This window comes from Hyphococcus sp. D3-15 (assembly GCF_055809375.1).
The window spans coordinates 230,296-245,037 of sequence record NZ_CM147910.1 but is presented as its reverse complement, the minus strand read 5'-3'; the positions used below and the strand labels follow the sequence as shown (position 1 = coordinate 245,037).

Genomic DNA, 14,742 nt, shown 5'->3' with positions numbered 1-14,742 from the left:
TTAGTTTTTTTGCGCTATATCCGGGCTCAATATTTGCGGGTCGAAGCGCAGGACCACGCTGTCTATGCCGGCGACGGCGTCGATGATCCCGCGAAATTCGCGCAATTTGTCCGCGACCGCATTCGCCGTGCGGGCGAGCGTGACCATGTCGCCGCCTTCAAGGCGCGCCAGCCAGCCAAATTCGCCAAACTCCGTTATGTCGATCAGGCGCGTGTTCATGCGAAGGGCCGAATGGAGAACCCCGCATCGCAGAGCGTGTCGCGCACAGTTTTTGCGGTTTCAGCTGCGCCCGGGGAATCGCTGTGAATGCAGAGCGTTTGCACGGTGAGAGTTAGAGAAACGCCGCCCGCCGCTTTGATCATGTCGCCGCGGGCGATCGCCAGCGCCTGCGCCGCGCGGGCGGTCATGTCATCAATAACAGCGCCCGGCTGCGAGCGCGGGGTCAGTGCGCCGGAGGGGAGATAGGACCGATCCACAAAACCTTCAGCGGCGAAGCACAAGCCCATCCGTATAGCGATGTCTTCCAGCGCCGAGCCGGGCGGTCCCACCAGAACGAAACCCTCTGCAATTTCGGCGATAATGCGCGCGAGCTCTATGTCGTTCGCCGCGTCATTATATAGCGCGCCATGGGGTTTGATATGTGCGAGGGGGATTTGTTCCGCATCAAGAATTTTTCTGAGCGCGGCGATTTGTGAACGCAAAGACGCCGACAATTCTCTCCGGTCTATATTCAGGCTGCGCCGCCCAAACCCTTCCCGGTCCGGATAGGATGGGTGCGCGCCAATGCTGACATTGTGTTGTTTGGCGAGGCTTACAGTGGCGCGCATGGTCTCGTCATCGCCCGCATGGCCGCCGCAGGCGATGGAGCAGGAGGAGATCAGCGGCATGATCGCCGCTTCAACCTTGCGTTGGGCGTCATTTGCGTATTCGCCCATATCGGCGTTGAGGTCGATCGCGCCCATCACATCACTCCGAAGGCGCGCAGGATCCCGCGCAGCCCTAGCATCGCTGCAATCAACGTCACCAGAATGCCTGCGGCGTTCGCCAACAGCCCATTGGCGTGCGCGCCGAGAATTTTTTTGCTGTTCGCCGCATAGAGCAAAAACACCGCAATGACGGGCAGGAGAACGCCATTGGCGATCTGTGCAAACAAGATGATTTCGACGGGCTTCGCGCCGGTGATGGCGACGACCGCGCCGACCAACAAAACGGTTCCGGCGACCAGGCGGAATTTTGGCGAAGCAGGATCGCTTTCAAAGCCGAACAATTCAGCCGCGGCAAAGCCGGTGGCCAATGGCGCGGTGATGGCGGAGGAAAGGCCCGCCGCGAACAGTCCGCAGGCGATCAGCCAGGTGGCGCCGGCGCCGAAGGCGGGCTCCAGCTGGCGCGCCATGTCGCCGGCGCTAGTGATCACCGTGCTGGTTCCAAACAGGCTTGCGGCGGCGGTGGAGAGGACGAGAATTGACACAACGCCGCCAACGCCAATGGAAAGGCGCGCATCGAATTGCGCTTCACCCAGATATTGCGCGCCCGACCACCGTTTGCGTGCGGCGGCGGCGTGGAGAAACAGATTATAGGGAACGATGGTGGTGCCGATCAGCCCGAGCACTAACGGGAAAGCGCCTAGCGGAATATTGGGAATGATCGCGCCGCGAAACAGGGCGCCCCAATCCGGTCCGATGATGAACAGCGCGGAGGCGAAGGCCAGCGTCATCGCCAAAACGGCGATGATCAGAACTTTTTCAATGATGCGGTAGCCGCCGAATAAAAGAATGGCGCCGGCGAGTAATGCAATGATCGCGGCAAGGGCCGCACGCGAAAAGGTTTCCGGCGCCGCCGCCTCAAGCCCGAGCGCTGCCCCGGCGATGTTGCCGCCCTCATAGGCGGCGTTGCCGACGAACAAGGCGGCGATGATGAGCGCGCCGGCTGTCCATTTAAAAACCGGCGCCTCGCCGAGGCGTTGCATGATCGCCTCACCAAGCCCGAGGCGCGACACAACACCGAGCCGCGCGGCGGTTTCCTGCAGCACGATGGCGGCGATGGTTGCGAAGACCAGGGTCCAGACAAGCGCGTATCCATATTCCGCGCCGGCCAGCGTTGCGGTCGTGACCGTGCCCGGTCCGATAAAGGCGGCGGCGGTCAGCGCGCCGGGGCCGATTGCGCGAAATCGTTTCAACATGCGATGAGATTAGCCTGCAAGCGCGCGAAAAGCGAACGCGCAACATGCGGCTGCTGGCGCTAAATGCGAAAAACCGCCCCGGACCCTGCCCGAAGCGGCTTTGCGCAACTTGCGCTTATACGCAGCGCAAAAGTTGGCCCCCTGAGCCAACTATTCGTGGTCTGGTTTCAACTCGAAAGATGTGTCGTCGGTCATCGACGCATTGGTCACCGGCGCAACTTCAATCAGCGCAACCGGAGCGCCCGTGGATTTTTCTTCCTCAGGCGCTTTTTCTTCCTGCAGTTGCGGCTTCGGTGATGGCGACAGCGAAGGCGACAAGGGCGCCGCCGGCACGTCGTCGAAATTCGGCGTGTCTACGCTGGTCGCGGCATATTGATCCCAATAAGCGGGCTGGTTCATCAACTGGCGATAGACATCGATATTGTTGTCAGCGACCATTGGCGGCAGGTCGGAACGGGCAAGCCGTTCTGCTTCGCGCATCTCGCCGGAAAGGGCGAGCACCAGGGCGAGGTTCTGACGAATGCGCGAGTCCGAGCCGGCATTGGACGCCGCCTGGCGCAGCGTTGCGCGGGCCAGCGACAGCTTGCCGTCAAGCGCAAAGGAAAGACCTTTGTTGTTGAGCAGCAGGGTTTCCCCCGGCGCCATGGCAAGCGCGCGATCATATTTTGCGCGGGCCGCTTCGTGTTCGCCGATCTGATCGAGCGCGACGCCATAAGCTGAAAGGGCGCGCCAGTCGGTCGGCGCCTTGGCGACGGCGGTCTCGAGATAGCGCACCGCCTCAAAAGCGCGGCCGCTTTCAACGAGCACTTTGCCATATTCAAGGCTCACAGCGCCATCGTCAGGTTGCTGGCTTGCAATTTTCTGCATCACGCCGACGGCTTCTTCGTTCGAGCCGATCCGGCGCAGTGCTTTTGAAAAGCCGATAGCTGATTGCGGGTTTGCCTGATCTGTATTGTACCGTGTGCCCCAGAATGCGGCGGCGGCGATCGGGTCCATGCCTTCATCGCCAATGGGATCGGAATAAACGCCGATCGCGTCGCGATAATCATTATGGCCAACTGCATTCGCCGATGATGATTGCGGCGAGGATGCGCAGGCAGGCAGCAGAATCGCCGCGCTAGCGGCAAGAATGTATTTCGTTGCAAGCTTGGATGCGTTAAGCATGGGTCGCGCCTCAATGAATTCCATGTAGATTTTCCGCGCCATGGTGGCGTAAGGAATTCAATAAAGGCTTAACTGTATGGCTAATGTGCAATCTAACCGGAGTGTAATTGTGCCGGTGGTCCGATTAACAAGTTAACGGAATATTCATGGCCCAGGATCTGTTAAGCGACTATGAACAAAGCGCCGTCAATGCGGCGATAAAAATCTATTCGGTGCGCGATGGCGGGCTGGATGAATGCGACGCGCCGGAAGACTTGAAACGGCTCGCGCGCGCCAACGGATTTAGCGGCGAGGCGGGCGGAGTCTTTTCTGATGGCGATGCGGCGCTATTGGGAATTGGCGACGAAAGCGATCCGTTCATCTACGCCGCAGCGGCGGAAAAATTACCCAAGGGCGTTTATGCGCTCGCCGCGCCGTTGGAAAACCAGGCCGCGACGCTGGCGGTGCTGGGCTGGCTGATGGGTGGATACCGCTTTGACCGATACAAGCAGCAAAAGCCGGCGGAGGCGCAGTTGATCGCGCCGCAACCCGCTGACGTCACGGCGGCGCGGCGCGCTGCTGGGGCGATGTTTCTGGTGCGCGACCTCGTCAACACGCCGGCGGGCGACATGACGCCCGCGGCGCTGGAGCAAGCCGCCCGCAATATCGCGTCGGAAGAGGGCGCGCAGGTTGACGTCATTGTCGGCGACGCGCTGCTCGCGGAAAATTTTCCGATGGTGCATGCGGTTGGCCGCGCAGCGGACGCGGAGCCTCGCCTCATCGATCTGCATTGGGGCGATCCGGATGCGCCGAAGCTGACGCTGGTCGGCAAAGGCGTGACCTTTGATAGCGGCGGGCTCAACATTAAAGGCGCGTCAGGCATGGCGATCATGAAAAAAGACATGGGCGGCGCGGCGCATGTTTTGGCCCTGTCGAAAATGATCATGAGCGCGGGGCTTAATGTCCGCCTGCGCGCGCTCATTCCGGCGGTGGAGAACGCGATTTCCGGCAACGCCTTCAGGCCTGGCGACATTTTGAAAAGCCGCAAGGGGCTGACCGTGGAAATCGGCAATACGGACGCCGAGGGCCGTCTCATTCTCGCCGATGCGCTCGCCTGTGGCGGCGAGGAGACGCCGGATTTGATGATTTCGCTGGCGACGCTCACCGGCGCGGCGCGGGTCGCGCTGGGGCCGGAACTCGCGCCATTTTACAGCGACGATGAGGAGCTGGTCAGCGCGCTCGAGGCGGAAGCGGCCAGCAGCGCCGATCCGGTCTGGCGGATGCCGCTCTGGCGCGGTTACGAATCGATGCTGGCCTCCCAAATCGCTGATGTGAACCACATTTCCGGCGGCAGTTTCGCCGGATCGGTGACGGCGGCGTTGTTTTTGAAGAAGTTTGCGGGCGAGGCGGCCAGCTGGATGCATTTTGATATTTACGCCTGGCGTCCAAAAGCCGCGCCCGGCCGGCCGGCCGGCGGGGAAGCCCAGGCGATTCGCGCGCTATTTGAGGTGCTCTCAAGACGTTATCCCGCGCGATAAGCTCTTGCCCTTTGCTGGCGAACGGTTGCAAGCATAAGGCTTGTTTGAAAAGGCAGGGCGTAAGGCCGGACGATGGCGGCGACGGATATTCTTACAAGTTGGCGGGAAGTGATGTGTGACGCCGTGCGCGCAGACAGTCCCGACTTGTCTATGCGCCAGTGGTCCATTCTGCTGACCGTTTATCTGAAGCCCGGCCCGCATACGGTGCGTGCGCTGGCGCGTGATCTCAATGTCCCGAAACCGGCGATTTCCCGGGCGCTTGACGCGCTCTCGATTCTTGGTTTCATCAAGCGCGTGCGCGACATGAATGACAAGCGGATCGTGATCGTTCAAAAAACCGCCGAGGGCGCAATCTATCTCGATAACTTTGCGCGCCTTGTCGAGAATCATACGGAAGAGCCCGCGCTCGGCGCGATGTACGGCTAGTCCTTCAACTCAATAATTTTGACGCCTGACAAATGCGCGGCGCCATTCGAGAATTCGATGGGCGCCGTAATTTTTCCGCCGCCGGCGATGGCCACAAGCGACAACGCCGCCGCTGCGCTTTGCGCTTCCTGCTCGCTCATGATGCCAAGTTGCGCCAACGCCTCTGCGAACGGTCCCGGCGCGGTTATCTCGGTGTTGAGCGCGCCGACCGGGTAATGGGATGCGTCGAGGGACAGGGCGCCGTTGACGGACAGCTTTGCTTCGTCGAGCCGCGCATTGAGCCCGTTGATCTTGAGCTCACCGCCTGCTTGGCGCCACAGCGATGCATGGCTGTGGGCTTGCATTTGCGTCGCCGCCATCAGCGTTTCCACGCTGTCCAGACGTGCTGAGCGCTCCGCATCCTCGACGGCGAATCCGTTAGCGGCGAGACTCAGCACCAGCGTGGTCTTATCGGCGGGCGACGGTGCGAGATCGAACACCAGTCGGTTAAGGGATGCGCTTGCCGGGCCAGTTCCGCGCAGTGCGGTCGCGCCATCGACATTCATCGAAAACGCCCAGTCGCGTGTTTTGTCATTGGCGATGGAAAATCGAAAAGTCTCCGCGTTGATGCGCCAGTAGCCATATTCCGCCAGGTCCAATTGTTGCTCACTGCGCACGGAGAAAATGAGTCGCGTCAGATCATAGGGCAGCGTATCGAGCGTCAGCCGGTCTGTGCGCCAATGCAATTGGCCGGGCGCGATGATCTCAGGTTTCTCTACGTGAACGCGCAAGAAAAATGGAAAACCATCGGCCTTCAGGTCGCTGTAGGAAACATCAAGCCCGGCGGCGCGCTGATCCTCCGCCCAAAGAGCAATGGCTTTCTTCATCTCCCCGGCGCCGGCGCGCCATAAGAGCGCATAACCGCCCATGACAAAAGCGGCGACGACGAATGGCAGATAGAGCCAGCGGCGTTTCAGTCTTGCGTCAGTCGCCATGAGTGTTTCCTCCCGGCGCGGCGGGGTCGCCCTCCGCAAGGTCAGGGCGCGCCTTCTCGATCGCCGATTGCAGTTCCGCCAGAAAAAGTTTGCGGTCAAGGCCCGGTGCGATTGCCGGAAGAAAGCGCAAGGTGATGGCGCCCGGATTTTTTGGGCCGCCCGGATGGCGCCAGAAACGCCCGCTATCATGGGCGGCGGGAACGCAGGGCGCGCCCGTCGCTTTGAAAATGCCGGCGACGCCCGGCTGGTATTTGGTGCGTGCGCCAGGCTGGGTGCGCGTGCCTTCGGGGAAAATGATAATCTGGTCGCCGGCGTCCGTATGGTCTTTTGCTGCGCGGGTCATGGCGCGCAGGGCGCGTGCGCCGCCTTTGCGGTCCACCATGATATTGCCCGCCGCGCGCGCCCACCATCCATAGACTGGTATGCGCCCGAGTTCGCGTTTCAAGATGATTACGGGGCGCGGCGCGATTGCGTAAAGTGCGATCGTCTCCCACATGGACTGATGGTTGGCGGCGATCAATGCGCCGTCTTGAGGGATGTTTTGCGCGCCCTCAATGCGGTAGGAAACGCCGGCGATCCATTTCAGGCCGAATAGTGCGAAATGCGACCACGCCTTGACGGTTCGGCGCGACGCATCGCGGCCAAGCAGCATGATTGGCATGCAGATGATTCCCATGACCGCAACGCTGCATGGGAGGAATACCGCGAAGAGTGCGGACCGGATTTGTCTCAACATGTTTTAGCGGCCGTTCGCCGGGAGAAGCGCTTTGGTCCGCGCGAGAAGGTATTTGATATATTCGCCGGCAAGCTTCACGGCCGCGCCGGACGAAGCGGGCATGCCTTTCGGCGTGAGGTAGCCCGACGAAACTGGATAGGGTGTAATGACGGTGTCTTTCATGCGCGCGCGGGTCACCGCGATTGCGCGCGGCATGTGATAGTCGGACGTCACCAGTATAACGCTTTTGTAATGATGGGTTTCGGCCCAGGCTTGCAACTCGCCGGCATTGCCTTCGGTGGTGAGCGCCTCGCGGCCCAAATCGACGCAGCAGTCGAAGCGGTCTTGAGGGCCTGCCCAGAATGCGGAGAGCCGCGCCGCTGTTGTGTCCGGATGGACTCCGGAAATCAGCAGCCGCTGCCCCGCGCCCTCGGCGAAAATCGCCATGGCTGAGGTGATCCTGGCGCCGCCGCCGCCCGTATAGACAACAACGCCATCGGTTGGGCCGAACTCACTCGCCGTCGGCGGCTGCGTGCCGGGCTTCGGCAGCGCGGCGATGAAGATCACGAATCCGAAGCCCCATAACAGCGCCAGTCCGACGAGTGCTGAAAATAGTTTTTTCACACGAATTCCATCAAAGCCGCCAATTGCGATGAGATTAGCCGATTGTCCCGCGCCTTGCCAGCGCGCGGCGAATCCGCGCGTCGCCTAATATTGCTGTCTGAGGGTCTTGAGCACGGTCAGGCGCGCGGTGACAGCGGTGACAAGACATGTGGCGATTGGCGCGGCGGCGAGCCACAGGATTATCCAGCCGCCAAGCTGGAACGCCGGCAGAAAATTATCCGCCGCGCCGCCGGCGCGCACCGCAAGGCCGGCCAATAACAATGCGGCGAGTGCGGCGGCGAGCCCGATAAGCGCGCCTCTTAGTCCAAGCACGAAGAACCGCCTTTGGACTTCGGCTGCGATAAAGCCATCCGTCGCGCCGACAAGATGCAACACGGAAACGATTTCGTGATTGGCGGCAAGGCCAGCCCGCGCGGCGAAAATCGAGATCGCGCAGGCCGCGGCCATGACCAGCAGAAAGACCCCGAAGGCGAGCGCCTGGCCGGAGCGCGCGGCGCCGGAAAGGCGGTCATGCCAGCGCGCGTGATCGTCAAGTCCCGCGCCGGGCGCCGCAGCGGCCAGACGGTTGCGCAAGAGATCGAGATTGTCGCGCAGTGACGGCTCGGCTTTCACTTCGATGATCGCCGGTATGTTGAGGAACGCCTCCACATTGCCCTGTCCCAGCCAGGGCTCGAGCAAGGCTGCGCTGTCTTCCCGGCTGCGGGCGTTGGCTTCGATGACGCCGTCCGTCTCCCGGAGCACGCGCAAGGCGGATTCCACCCCGCGCGCGATTTCATCAGCGTTTTCACCTTTGACCTGCACGGTTATTTCCGAGCGCAAAGCAGAGGTCCATTCGCTCGCCGCGCGATTGACCATCAGCAGCGACGCCATGGCGAGCACGGCGAGAAAGGACATGACGGCGATAACGGCGGTCAGCGGCGCGCCAGCGGCGCCCGCCTCGGGAAGCAAGGGCGCCGTGCCGGAACGGAACAGGCCGCGCCGCGCAGGCTTTTCTTCCGTCATTTCGTTTTCTGTTTCGTCCGCCTGCGTCATACTCACCCGGCGCCTCCGGCGCCCGCGCTGCGCGTGACTTTACCGTTTGCGATGCGCAAGACAGGTTTGCCGATCGACTGCACGAGATGCAGATCATGCGTCGCCACGATCACCGCCGCGCCCAATTTGTTAAGCTCTACGAACAATTTCATAATCCGCTCGCCCATCGCCGGATCAACATTGCCTGTCGGCTCGTCCGCAAGGATGAGGTCCGGCTTCGAAACAAGCGAGCGCGCCAGCGCGACGCGTTGCTTCTCGCCACCGGAAAGCGTCGGTGGTTTGGCGTGCATCCGGTCTCCCAAACCCACCCAATTTAAGAGTTCGCTTACGTCTTCCCGGTATTGGTTTTGGTTAACGCCCGCGACTTTCATGGGCAGCGCGACATTTTCATAGGCCGTGAGATGATCGAGGAGTCGGAATTCCTGGAAGACAACGCCGATGCGCCTGCGCAGCGCAGGCAGCGCCTCGCGCGGGGCTTCCATGGCGTCTTCCCCGAACAGCCGAAACCGCCCGCGCGTCGGCTTGTGCGCGAGGTAAATCATTTTGAGCAGCGAGGTTTTTCCTGCGCCGGACGGACCGGTGAGGAAACGAAACTCGCCTTCGCCGAGCGACATGGTGATGTCGCTGAGCGTTTCCGGCGCGTCTTCATAAGCAAGACCCGCGCGCTCGAACTGGACGATTTCTTTCCCGGCTTCCATTGCATTCCCGGCTGTATTTCTGGCCGGCGCGCCGTCATGCGCGCGCCTGTCGCCAGCGAACCCTTAAACGATTCTGGTCCGACATGATAATTACCTGTCCCGATTGCACTACGCGATATGACGTCGATGATGAACGGTTTTCCCCAAATGGCCGTTCGGTGCGCTGCTCGTCCTGCGGAGAAAGCTGGTTTGTGCCGGCGCCGGAGCTGATCGACGTCGAGCCGCTTGAGGAAAAATCCCCAACTCGGCGGAAAAACAAGGGTGAAGACGAAGACGGCGACGCGCGCCCCCGGATCAAGGTCGGCTTTGCCGATGACGACGCCGAGCGCCGCCCGGCGCGCAAGTCTCGCCGTGGTGATGACGACCGGGGCTATGACGCCCAAGATTATGACGATCGCGAGGATGAACGGCGCCAGAAGCGCGCCGGCCCCTCCCGGCGCAACCGCCAGGCTGACTATGCCGACGATGACGATGATGACGATGATGATTCGCTCTTTGACGCGCCTTCGGGGCGGGATGACCGTGAGGAGGAACCCCGCAGCGGCAAGCGTCAGGACGATAGACGCCGCGCCGATATGGACGACGAGGATGAAGCGCCTGCTGACCGAGGCTGGCGCAAAGGCCGTCAGTTCATCGTTGAAGATGACGAGGACGATGAAGCTGAGCGTCGCCCGTTTTTCGCCCGCAAGCGCAAAGACAAGGACGATAGCAGGGATGGGGGCAAGGACACCCGGGAATCGCTGCGTTTCGCTGATGAAGACAGCGACCGCCGCCATGACGACCGCGCGGATGAGCGCTTCGCGGAAGACCGCGATTTTGATGAGGATGATGAAGAGGCGGGCGATTCGGACGCTTATAACGGCGCCTATGTGGTCGACGCTGACTGGGAAGATGTAGACGACGCGCAGGGTGAGCGCGGGCGCGGCTTCGGCCGCAAGGTGCGCGCAGAACGCCGCCGCGCGACGGCGCTGGCGCGCATGGAAGACGTCCGGCCGCTGGACCCCTCATCGCTGGATGACGAATTTTTCGCCTCGTTGCGCGTCACCCCGCGCGAGCTTGAGCGGGCCATCCGCAAGGCGCGCCGCCGCGCTGAATCGCGAGAAAAGAACCGCCTGACCCCATTGCGCGTCATCGGCTGGACCGCTTGGCTCGCCGTCGTTGCTGGCGCCGCCTATGCGTTGTTCTTTTATCGTGATGCGATTGTCAAAGCGGCGCCGAAAGCCGCCGACGCCTATGCCGTGATCGGCATTGAAGCCAATCCCTATGGCCTGGCTATCGAAAATGTCCGTCATCGCCTCGCCATGTCGACCGGCGGGCCGACCATCGAGATCACCGGCAATTTATATAACCAGACGAGCGCTGCGATGGTTGCGCCGCTTTTGCAGGCCGAGGCGCTTGGCGCAAAAGGTGAATTGCTGGCGCGCTGGACGTTTTCGGCCAGCGAGGTCGAGGTTGGCGAGGGCGGCAGCGTCGACTTCGTCACGCGCGCGCCTGCGCCCGAGGGCGTGGCGGAGGTTGCGTTGTCTTTCGCACCGGAAAAAAGCGTGCTTGAATCGCTTCTGCCTAGCGATCGCTAGGCTTTGTCCACCAGGCCTTCAAGGTGACGGACTGCGCGCGTTCGCGCATCTCGCGCAATTTGGGCGCAACGATGTTCCATGTATACAGCGTTGAGTCTGAGTTTGAGGCGTGCCAGCCGCGAAAGCATGCGTCCCCGTCAATGGCGGCAGGCTCTTTCAGTTTAAGGCCCGCTTTTTCTGCGGCGTTCAAATAAAGCGGCAGACGCGGCCGGCTATATTGATGTTCCGGCGCATCCTTGTCGAGCGCATCAGGCAGGTAAAGGTCTATCGCCTGCACGAGGTGGCCGCCGGGTTTCAGGATGCGCGCGCAATCCGCGAAGATCCCATCGAGCATCGGCGTCGGCGCGTGTTCGAGCACAGAAACAGAGAGCACATAGTCGAAATACCCGTCCGGCAGTTCCGTGTTGAAATCGCCGAGAAATGTTTTCACGATTTTTATGCCGCGACGGCGAATGAAGCGTTTGGGGCCGCCATCCGCGCCTTCGAATTTGTCCGCATTCCAGCATTCATTGGTTTTTGCCAGACGCTCCAGCACGCGCGACTGCCCGCCGCCGAACTCAAGAATTTTGCATCCCTTTTCACCCTTGAGCGCGTCAAGAACGAATGTGTCCTGGATGTGTTTCAAAAGCCCGGGCCCGCCCGGCGTCGGCTCGTTCGTCTTTTCTTCAAGCCATCGCCAGTATTCGGCCTTGGTGACGATGTCATACATGCGTGCGCAGACCCTCAAAAACGGATTGGGCGTTTTGTCTGGCATGCGCCGCAGGCGCCGTCAAATCGGGCTTGCGCTGGCGTCCTGCGGGAAAAGACTCTATGAGTCCTGGCTTCAGGAAAACCAATGAGAACGCCCATGCGAACGCTATTTACCGAAGAACAAATCGCCAAACGGATCGACGAGATGGCGGCGGAGATGGCGCGGGACCTGCCGTCGGAATTTTTGCTGGCGCCGGTGCTGACGGGCGCCTTTATTTTCGCCGCGGATCTGCTGCGCGCGCTTTATCGCCATGGCGCCGACCCGCATGTGGATTTCGTCCAGCTTTCCTCCTATGGCGGCGCGCGCGCGTCGTCCGGCGTGGTGACCTTGCTCAAGGATTTTTCCGTCGACATCAAAGGCAAGACGGTGCTGCTTGTGGATGATGTACTCGACACCGGGCGGTCTTTGCATTTCGGCAAGGGCATGATCGAAGATCGCGGCGCCGTTGCGGTGAAAACATGCGTCTTTGTGAAAAAACTCACCGGCCATGCGGAAGATCTGAAATGCGACTATATCGGATTTGAGGCGCATGCGGACGATTTCCTCGTCGGCTATGGCATGGATGACGAAGGCCGCAAGCGCGGCGTGCCGCTGCTTGGGGCGGCGAACTAAAACCGCTTCAGCAGCCGTTCCAGATATTCGATTTCTTCTTCGGTGCGACCCGGCTCGCCAAGCCGCCGGCGCAATTCCTCGATCACTGCGCGTGTGCGGCCGGCGTCGCCTTCGCCGGGCACCTCGACGCCTTCGCCATTGGCTTCGCCTGCTGGGCGGCCGAGCGGGTCGACGCCGCGATTGCGCCGTCCATCCTGTCCCTGACCGTCGCCTTGCGCCTGACGCATCTGCTCGCGCGCCAATGCTTCGGCGCCGTCGCGCAGATTGGCGATAGCCCGCTCCATGGCGTCATTGGCGGCGGCGAAATCATCACCCGCGAGCGCGCCTTCCGCCTCGCGCATGGCGCTTCTGGCGCGGCCCAAAGCCTTGCCTGCTTCGCCGGTCGGGTCTGCGTCCTGATCGCCTTCCAGCGCGTCCATCAGCGCGTCGAGATCGCCGCCCAGCTCGCCTTCGCGCGCGGCGAGGTCATCGCCATTAATCTCGCCCTCGCGCCGGCGCTCAAAGGCTTCATCGGAGAGCTCGCGCTGGCGTCCGATCAGATCGCCGGCCTGGCCTGCTGCGCCGCCGCTTTGGCCCTGACCTTGTCCGCCCTGGCCCTGACCGCCGCTTTGTCCTTGACCGTTCTGGCCTTGTCCGCCTTGGGACAGGCGCAAATTGTCGAGCATGTTTTCAAGGTCGGACAGCATTTGCCGCGCAGCGTTATTGGCGCCTTGCTGGGAGAGGTCGCGAATAGAGTCGAGCATCTGGTCCAGATCGGACTGCTCTAGCTGCTGGGCGCCTTGCGCGCTTTGCCCGTCCATCGGCTGCCCGGATTGCTCAAGCGCCGTGAGGTAATCATTCATCGCCTGACGCAACTCTTCCACCAGCCGTTCAATTTCTTCGTCGCTGGCGCCGCGCTCAAGCGCCTGCCGCAGGGCTTCGCGCGCGGCTTCAAGGCGCTGGCGGGCGAGTTCAAGCGCTTCATCTTCAAGCTGCAGGGCGAGCGGCCAGAATTTTTCAACCGCATCGTCATAGCTGTCGCCATTCTGGCGCATGACCCGCCAGAAGGCGGTCCGCAACAGCAGAAAATTTGTCGGCTTGTCAGCGTAGAAAATATCCGGCGCCAGCGTCATCGCGTCAAAAGACCGTCCGGCGCGCCGCCAGTCTTCGGCGGCGACCGCAAGGGTCTGGCGCTGTTCGATAACGGCTTTGGCGATGGGATTGAAAAACATCCGTGTGGGAAGGATCGCCGCAATTTCGTCGGTGGCGCCTTCCTGTCCGGCGCCGTCGCGCGCGATGACTTTCGCGATCACGTTAAGACCGGCCCACGGGTCTTCCTGCAGATCGAGCGTGGCGGCGCGTTCGCCTTGCCGCCCTGAAAATCCCGGCAGCGGGATGGTTCGCGTTTCTGCTAGCGCTTTTGCATCGAGCGCCGGCGCGTCCAGCGGGCGTTCCTGTGCGGGGTCGAGGCGCAGGAGGAGAAAGCCTTCGGTGACGCCGTAATCGTCTTCGATCTGTGCGCTGAAATGCAATCTGGCGTCATCTGTGCGTGTGGGCGGCGTGATGAAACTGACGCGCGGCGCCGCATCGCCAATGACGCCGATGGGCCAGCGCCCCTCTCGTCCGCCGAGTGACAAGCGTAAAAGTCCGCTTTGCCCGATGGCGATGTTGGCGCGCCCGGCTCTGCCGTCGCGTTCAAAGACGCCGCGCAGGGTTTCGCTCGGGGTTTGATAGGTGAGCGCGGCGCGGCCGCCGCCATTGACCTGCGCCACCAGCACAGAGCCTTCCGGCGCATCGATTTGCGCCGCGTCTACGGGAAGCGGCTGGCCGGCGCGCAGCAGATAAATCGGGGCGCGGCCGGAATAGGCGGGGGGCTCAATCCATAAATCAGCGACCAGCCGGCCGGCGCCTGCATGAGCTGATGGGTCGAAGCCTAACGCCAGACGGTTGAACGAGTCCCGCCCGCCCGCGACAAAGGCGATGGCGATGAGGCCGAGTGCGATGTAGCGCAAGCCCCATGGGTCGCGCGCATCGGCGCTGGCGCGCGCGGGCTTCAGGCGTGCGGCGCGCGCGCGTTCGCGCATCGCCTCTTGATGGGCGCGCCAAAGTGGCGACGCGGCGTCATCGGTTTCAAATGGCGCATCGTCGAGCGCCTGCAGCGCCGCATGTAATACGCCGCCATCTTCTTCGAGTCGTTTCTGTGCTTCACGCCATGTCGGTAATGCCAGCCTGCGCAAGTCGCGAAACGCCAATCCGAAAAAGCCGACGCCGCCAAGGGTTAACGCCAGCCAGTGCGCCCATGGCGGCGTCAGTTTCCACAGATCGAAAAGGCTGACGAAAATGTAAGCCGCCGGGATCGCGAGCGCGGGCAGGATGGCGGGCCAGATCCGTTCCCAAAACAGCACAAGTCGCGCGGCGAATATCACCGCGGCGCCGGGAATGGCCTTCCGCTTTGGGTTTGGCTGTGTCACTGCAGTGGTCATGCTTCTTGCAC

The 14,742-nt window shown here is 62.0% G+C and carries 15 protein-coding genes; 4 read left to right on the top strand and 11 right to left on the bottom strand.

Features of this window, described 5'->3' with window-relative positions:
* The 4 genes from AC0L8G_RS01210 to AC0L8G_RS01195 all read right to left on the bottom strand — a co-directional run bounded on the left by AC0L8G_RS01210 (position 1) and on the right by AC0L8G_RS01195 (position 3,343).
* Positions 1-219 (bottom strand): hypothetical protein, encoded by a 219-nt coding sequence (locus AC0L8G_RS01210; protein ID WP_473386164.1) that lies wholly within the window; start codon positions 217-219, stop codon positions 1-3.
* On the bottom strand, positions 216-962 hold the full coding sequence (gene pxpA, locus AC0L8G_RS01205) for a 5-oxoprolinase subunit PxpA (protein ID WP_473386163.1): 747 nt from the start codon (positions 960-962) through the stop codon (positions 216-218). The genes AC0L8G_RS01210 and pxpA overlap by 4 nt, the downstream gene beginning before the upstream one ends.
* On the bottom strand, positions 962-2,179 hold the full coding sequence (locus AC0L8G_RS01200) for an Nramp family divalent metal transporter (protein WP_473386162.1): 1,218 nt from the start codon (positions 2,177-2,179) through the stop codon (positions 962-964). The genes pxpA and AC0L8G_RS01200 overlap by 1 nt, the downstream gene beginning before the upstream one ends.
* 150 nt (positions 2,180-2,329) lie before the next feature.
* The gene (locus AC0L8G_RS01195; RefSeq protein ID WP_473386161.1) at positions 2,330-3,343 is read right to left on the bottom strand and encodes a tetratricopeptide repeat protein; all 1,014 of its coding nucleotides are present in this window, start codon (positions 3,341-3,343) and stop codon (positions 2,330-2,332) included.
* Between the two features lie 146 nt (positions 3,344-3,489).
* Between AC0L8G_RS01195 and AC0L8G_RS01190 the strand changes: the two genes are divergently transcribed.
* Both AC0L8G_RS01190 and AC0L8G_RS01185 read left to right on the top strand, forming a co-directional pair.
* Entirely contained in the window at positions 3,490-4,860 is a 1,371-nt protein-coding gene (locus AC0L8G_RS01190; RefSeq protein ID WP_473386160.1) for a leucyl aminopeptidase family protein, read from the top strand.
* Positions 4,861-4,932: 72 nt separating this feature from the next.
* Entirely contained in the window at positions 4,933-5,286 is a 354-nt protein-coding gene (locus AC0L8G_RS01185) for a MarR family transcriptional regulator (RefSeq protein ID WP_473386159.1), read from the top strand.
* Here AC0L8G_RS01185 and AC0L8G_RS01180 read toward each other — a convergent pair.
* The 5 genes from AC0L8G_RS01180 to ftsE form a co-directional block, all read right to left on the bottom strand.
* Complete coding sequence (locus AC0L8G_RS01180) at positions 5,283-6,260, bottom strand: DUF2125 domain-containing protein (RefSeq protein ID WP_473386158.1); 978 nt, start codon at positions 6,258-6,260, stop codon at positions 5,283-5,285. The two genes, AC0L8G_RS01185 and AC0L8G_RS01180, sit on opposite strands and share 4 nt — an antisense overlap.
* Positions 6,250-6,921 (bottom strand): lysophospholipid acyltransferase family protein, encoded by a 672-nt coding sequence (locus tag AC0L8G_RS01175; RefSeq protein ID WP_473386157.1) that lies wholly within the window; start codon positions 6,919-6,921, stop codon positions 6,250-6,252. Before AC0L8G_RS01175 ends, AC0L8G_RS01180 begins: the two co-directional genes overlap by 11 nt.
* 78 nt (positions 6,922-6,999) lie before the next feature.
* Positions 7,000-7,599, bottom strand: a complete 600-nt coding sequence (locus tag AC0L8G_RS01170) for a YdcF family protein (RefSeq protein ID WP_473386156.1) — start codon at positions 7,597-7,599, stop codon at positions 7,000-7,002.
* Positions 7,600-7,683: 84 nt separating this feature from the next.
* Positions 7,684-8,637 carry a cell division protein FtsX gene (locus AC0L8G_RS01165; protein ID WP_473386155.1) on the bottom strand — a complete coding sequence of 318 codons (954 nt, stop codon included), beginning with the start codon at positions 8,635-8,637 and terminating at the stop codon, positions 7,684-7,686.
* Positions 8,634-9,329: a cell division ATP-binding protein FtsE gene (ftsE, locus tag AC0L8G_RS01160; protein WP_473386154.1), complete on the bottom strand. Its 696-nt coding sequence runs from the start codon at positions 9,327-9,329 to the stop codon at positions 8,634-8,636. The genes AC0L8G_RS01165 and ftsE overlap by 4 nt, the downstream gene beginning before the upstream one ends.
* Before the next feature lie 83 nt (positions 9,330-9,412).
* Here ftsE and AC0L8G_RS01155 point away from each other — a divergent pair, with 83 nt between their 5' ends.
* A complete protein-coding gene (locus AC0L8G_RS01155; RefSeq protein WP_473386153.1) occupies positions 9,413-10,906 on the top strand; it encodes a zinc-ribbon domain-containing protein in 1,494 nt (497 codons plus the stop codon).
* On the opposite strand, the gene AC0L8G_RS01150 is transcribed toward AC0L8G_RS01155, so the two are convergent.
* Complete coding sequence (locus AC0L8G_RS01150) at positions 10,893-11,660, bottom strand: class I SAM-dependent methyltransferase (RefSeq protein WP_473386152.1); 768 nt, start codon at positions 11,658-11,660, stop codon at positions 10,893-10,895. The two genes, AC0L8G_RS01155 and AC0L8G_RS01150, sit on opposite strands and share 14 nt — an antisense overlap.
* A 93-nt stretch (positions 11,661-11,753) precedes the next feature.
* Between AC0L8G_RS01150 and AC0L8G_RS01145 the strand changes: the two genes are divergently transcribed.
* The gene (locus tag AC0L8G_RS01145; protein WP_473386151.1) at positions 11,754-12,269 is read left to right on the top strand and encodes a phosphoribosyltransferase; all 516 of its coding nucleotides are present in this window, start codon (positions 11,754-11,756) and stop codon (positions 12,267-12,269) included.
* Here the strand turns inward: AC0L8G_RS01145 and AC0L8G_RS01140 are convergent.
* The gene (locus tag AC0L8G_RS01140) at positions 12,266-14,731 is read right to left on the bottom strand and encodes a DUF4175 domain-containing protein (RefSeq protein ID WP_473386150.1); all 2,466 of its coding nucleotides are present in this window, start codon (positions 14,729-14,731) and stop codon (positions 12,266-12,268) included. The genes AC0L8G_RS01145 and AC0L8G_RS01140 overlap by 4 nt on opposite strands.
* Positions 14,732-14,742: the final 11 nt, after the last annotated feature.